Source organism: Halomonas sp. (assembly GCF_014859505.1).
Taxonomy (GTDB): domain Bacteria; phylum Pseudomonadota; class Gammaproteobacteria; order Pseudomonadales; family Halomonadaceae; genus Halomonas.
The window spans coordinates 1-3557 of sequence record NZ_JACUUD010000203.1 but is presented as its reverse complement, the minus strand read 5'-3'; the positions used below and the strand labels follow the sequence as shown (position 1 = coordinate 3557).

The window sequence follows — 3557 nt, the reverse complement described above, 5'->3', positions numbered from 1 at the left end:
GAGGGAACGGCTGACATTGCTTCCTAAGCGCGTTCGCCGTCAGTCCCAGGAGCCCATCGATGATGACTTCTAGCCGACACGCCTACGTCTGGACCTGGCTTCCCGAACAGACATCCCCTGTGGTTGCCGGCCGCGTCGAGCGCGATGATCAGGACCGCTATCGCTTTACCTATGGGCGTCGCTACCTTGAGCGACCTGATGCGATCAGCCTCTTTCCGGACGAGCTTCCCCTTCAATCAGGCATCCAGGAGCAAGTCGACGGTACACTGCCCTCCTGCCTGCGTGATGCCTCTCCTGATGCCTGGGGACGTCGTGTCATCATCAACCACCTGACAGGGCAGAAAGGCGATGCCGCTGATGGTGTCGACTTCAACGAGCTGGTCTATCTGCTCGAATCTGGCTCGGACAGGATCGGGGCACTGGATTTCCAAACGTCTGCCACCGATTACCGGCCACGCGAGAGCCGGGCTGCCACCCTGGATGAGTTGCAGGCAGCCTCAGCGTATGTAGAGGCAGGGGAACCGCTTCCTCCAGCCCTGGACCAGGCCATTCGGCACGGCAGCAGTATCGGCGGCGCTCGCCCCAAGGCCCTGCTGGATGATCGGGATCGCAAGCTGGTGGCAAAGTTTTCTTCCAGCACTGACCTCTACAGTGTGGTGAAAGCAGAGTTCGTCGCCATGCGTCTCGCCAGCCAGGCGGGGTTCGATGTCGCGCCGGTCGAGATGGCCCGCTCACTGGGTAAGGATGTCCTGCTCGTGGAGCGCTTCGACAGAGTGAAGACCACTGACGGCTGGGGTAGGCACCTTGTGCTATCGGCCCTCACGTTGCTCGGTCTGGACGAGATGATGGCCCGCTATGCCAGCTATGAAGATCTCGCCCACCGGATCCGCGCCGAGTTCAACCAGCCAGGGAAAACGCTGCATGAGTTGTTCGGCCGCATCGTCTTCAACGTGCTCTGCGGCAACACCGACGACCATGCACGTAACCATGCTGCCTTCTGGGATGGCGTGAGCTATCGACTGACGCCAGCCTACGACATCTGCCCGCAATCACGTACCGGTGGCGAAGCCACCCAGGCGATGCTGCTACATGGCCAGGAGCGTCGCAGTCAGCTAGTCCACTGCCTGGCAGCCGCTGAGCGGCTCGGACTGAGCCAGATGCAGGCCCGTGACATCATCAATCACCAGATAGCGACCATCCGTGAGCAATGGGGCGTTGTCTGCGATGAGGCCGACCTGAGCCGGGTCGATCGCGACTTCCTGTGGGGCAGGCAGTTTTTGAATCCGTTTTCGCTAGAGGGCTATACCGGGGCATGAACCGGCCGTCTCCCGGCCAGCGCACGGTCGTCAGGAGCCGGCTGTACGGTGATCCGGGGCACCAGGCTGGCTCGCCTTCAAGGCGGCGTAGAGCGCCGTCTTGCTGACCTTGATCCGTGCGGCGGCCTCGCGGACATTCAGCCCGTTCGCCAGGTGCTCCCTGACCCGCTTCAGCTTGTCGTCGGTGACGACGGGCTTGCGTCCTCCTTTGTGCCCACGGGCGGCGGCAGCGGCCAGCCCCGTGTTGGTGCGATCACGGATCAGATCACGCTCGAACTGACCCAAGGCGCCAAACACGTGGACGATCAGCCGCCCACGCGGCGTGGTGGTATCGATGGCTTCGGTCAGCGACCAGAATCCGACGCCACGCGCCTCCAGGGTGCACACGACCTCGATCAGGTGCGGCAGTGAGCGGCCCAGTCGATCCAGTCGCCACACGACCAGCACATCCCCGTGGCGTAGAAATTCCAGGACGGCCGTCAGGCCGGGGCGCTCCGCCTTGGCCCCGGAGACGGTGTCATCGACGATCCGCTCGCACCCCGCCTTGCGAAGTGCGTCGGTCTGCAAGGCGGTGTCCTGCCTCGCCGTGGAAAGCCGCGCATAGCCGATCAGTGCCATGGACCACCTTTCTGTCCGTTAATTTTTCCGCCTATTTTGTTGTCTGACAACCTATCAACCAAGCCCATTCTCGGACACCGTCCGGGTTGACCGTCTAACGATCGTTTTTTGGACATCCCCTGAGTTGCATGTAACGGGAGGGCTCGCTACCTTGTTACATGAAACAAATAGAGGATTTGCCATGGTGGCAAGCAACAACGTGAATGACCGGGTGAAGAAGCACCGGGCAGCCTTGCGCGCGGCCAGTCTGCGCCCGATCCAGATCTGGGTACCGGATACTCGCCAACCCGGCTTCGCCGAAGAGGCCCGCCGCCAGTGCGCTGCCGTCGCGGCCGCCGACGCCGGGGACCAGGAGCTGCAGGACGTCATGGATGCCGCTCTCCTGGACCTGGACGACGACGAGTGTGACGCATGAGGCGTGGCGACCTAGTGACCATCGCCATTTCGGGTGACGTCGGAACGCCGCGTCCCGCCCTCATCATCCAGTCGGATCAGTTTGCCGGAACCGGCAGTGTGACGGTGCTGTTGCTCTCCAGCACCCGGGTCGATGCCCCACTGATCCGCCTCGATGTGGAGCCCACCCCCGAGAATGGCCTGCAGCGACGCTCCCAGATCATGGTGGACAAGCCCATGACGGTGAGGCGGGAGAGGGTGGGAGAGGCCTTCGGCCACCTCGATGACAGCACCATGGTCGCCGTCAACCGAGCGCTGGTCGTCTTCCTGGGCTTCGCGTGAGCGGGCTTGCACCATCTACAACAGACCTTCGTTTGACGGACGGCGGTTGCAAGACTAGGGTATTCATAGGTATTACCTAGTGATAGGAAACGATAATGGCAACATCGCTCAAGATCAACGACGCACTGAAGGATCGCGTCAAACACCTCGCCAGTCAGCGCCGGCGCTCGTCGCACTGGATCATGCTCGAAGCCATCCAGCAGTACGTCGAGCGTGAGGAAGCCCGCGAGAGCCTCAAGCAAGAAGCCTTGGCCTCCTGGGAGGCCTATCAGGAAACCGGGCGACACCTGACTGGCCAGGAAGTGCGCGCCTGGTTGAGCACCTGGGGCACCGAAGATGAAAAGGTGAAGCCTGAGTGCCACACATAATCGTTACCGAAGGCGCCGCCGAAGGCCTAGAGCGATGCCGGCGATTCCTCGCCACCAAGTCTCAGGAAGCCGCGCGTCGGGCAGGGCAAGCCATCGAGCAGCACTTTCTGTTACTGGAGTCCGCCCCCGATGTTGGCCGGCCGCTCGATGAGATGCCCGAACTGCGGGAACTGGTGATTCCCTTCGGGGACTCCGGCTACGTGGCTCTGTACCACTACGAGCCTACCGCCGAGGCGGTGCATGTCTTGGCATTCCGGCATCAGAAAGAAGCTGGGTATTGATGAGCCTCCCCGGCCTTTGCGCATAGGACGGTATCGCACGGTCATCCTATACCGCCAGGAGAGCCGCGCCTTCTTCGTCTTTGGCTTCGCAAAAAGCCAGCAGAGCAACATCAGCGATGAGGAGAAGGTCGCTTTCAAGCAAGTAGCACAGCACATCCTGTCGCTGTCTGATGAGCATCTGGATGCGATGATCGAGAAGGGGCAGTTTTCGGAGGTAGATGACAATGGCTAAGCAGTAC

General features: G+C 61.7%; 7 protein-coding genes. 6 read left to right on the top strand and 1 reads right to left on the bottom strand.

Annotated features, from left to right (window positions below; all coding sequences use genetic code 11):
• Positions 1–59: 59 nt before the first annotated feature.
• Entirely contained in the window at positions 60–1316 is a 1257-nt protein-coding gene (locus IBX53_RS15360; RefSeq protein WP_290911018.1) for a type II toxin-antitoxin system HipA family toxin, read from the top strand.
• A gap of 30 nt (positions 1317–1346) precedes the next feature.
• On the opposite strand, the gene IBX53_RS15355 is transcribed toward IBX53_RS15360, so the two are convergent.
• Positions 1347–1934, bottom strand: coding sequence for a recombinase family protein (locus IBX53_RS15355; RefSeq protein WP_290911015.1), 588 nt, complete (start codon positions 1932–1934; stop codon positions 1347–1349).
• A 181-nt stretch (positions 1935–2115) separates the two neighbouring features.
• Between IBX53_RS15355 and IBX53_RS15350 the strand changes: the two genes are divergently transcribed.
• From IBX53_RS15350 to IBX53_RS15330, 5 genes are all read left to right on the top strand, one after another.
• Entirely contained in the window at positions 2116–2349 is a 234-nt protein-coding gene (locus tag IBX53_RS15350) for an antitoxin MazE family protein (RefSeq protein ID WP_290911012.1), read from the top strand.
• Positions 2346–2669, top strand: a complete 324-nt coding sequence (locus IBX53_RS15345) for a type II toxin-antitoxin system PemK/MazF family toxin (protein ID WP_290911008.1) — start codon at positions 2346–2348, stop codon at positions 2667–2669. Before IBX53_RS15350 ends, IBX53_RS15345 begins: the two co-directional genes overlap by 4 nt.
• A gap of 95 nt (positions 2670–2764) precedes the next feature.
• The gene (locus IBX53_RS15340) at positions 2765–3037 is read left to right on the top strand and encodes a CopG family ribbon-helix-helix protein (protein WP_290911006.1); all 273 of its coding nucleotides are present in this window, start codon (positions 2765–2767) and stop codon (positions 3035–3037) included.
• Entirely contained in the window at positions 3025–3318 is a 294-nt protein-coding gene (locus IBX53_RS15335) for a type II toxin-antitoxin system RelE/ParE family toxin (protein ID WP_290911003.1), read from the top strand. The genes IBX53_RS15340 and IBX53_RS15335 overlap by 13 nt, the downstream gene beginning before the upstream one ends.
• Positions 3278–3550, top strand: coding sequence for a type II toxin-antitoxin system RelE/ParE family toxin (locus IBX53_RS15330; protein WP_290910999.1), 273 nt, complete (start codon positions 3278–3280; stop codon positions 3548–3550). The genes IBX53_RS15335 and IBX53_RS15330 overlap by 41 nt, the downstream gene beginning before the upstream one ends.
• Positions 3551–3557: the final 7 nt, after the last annotated feature.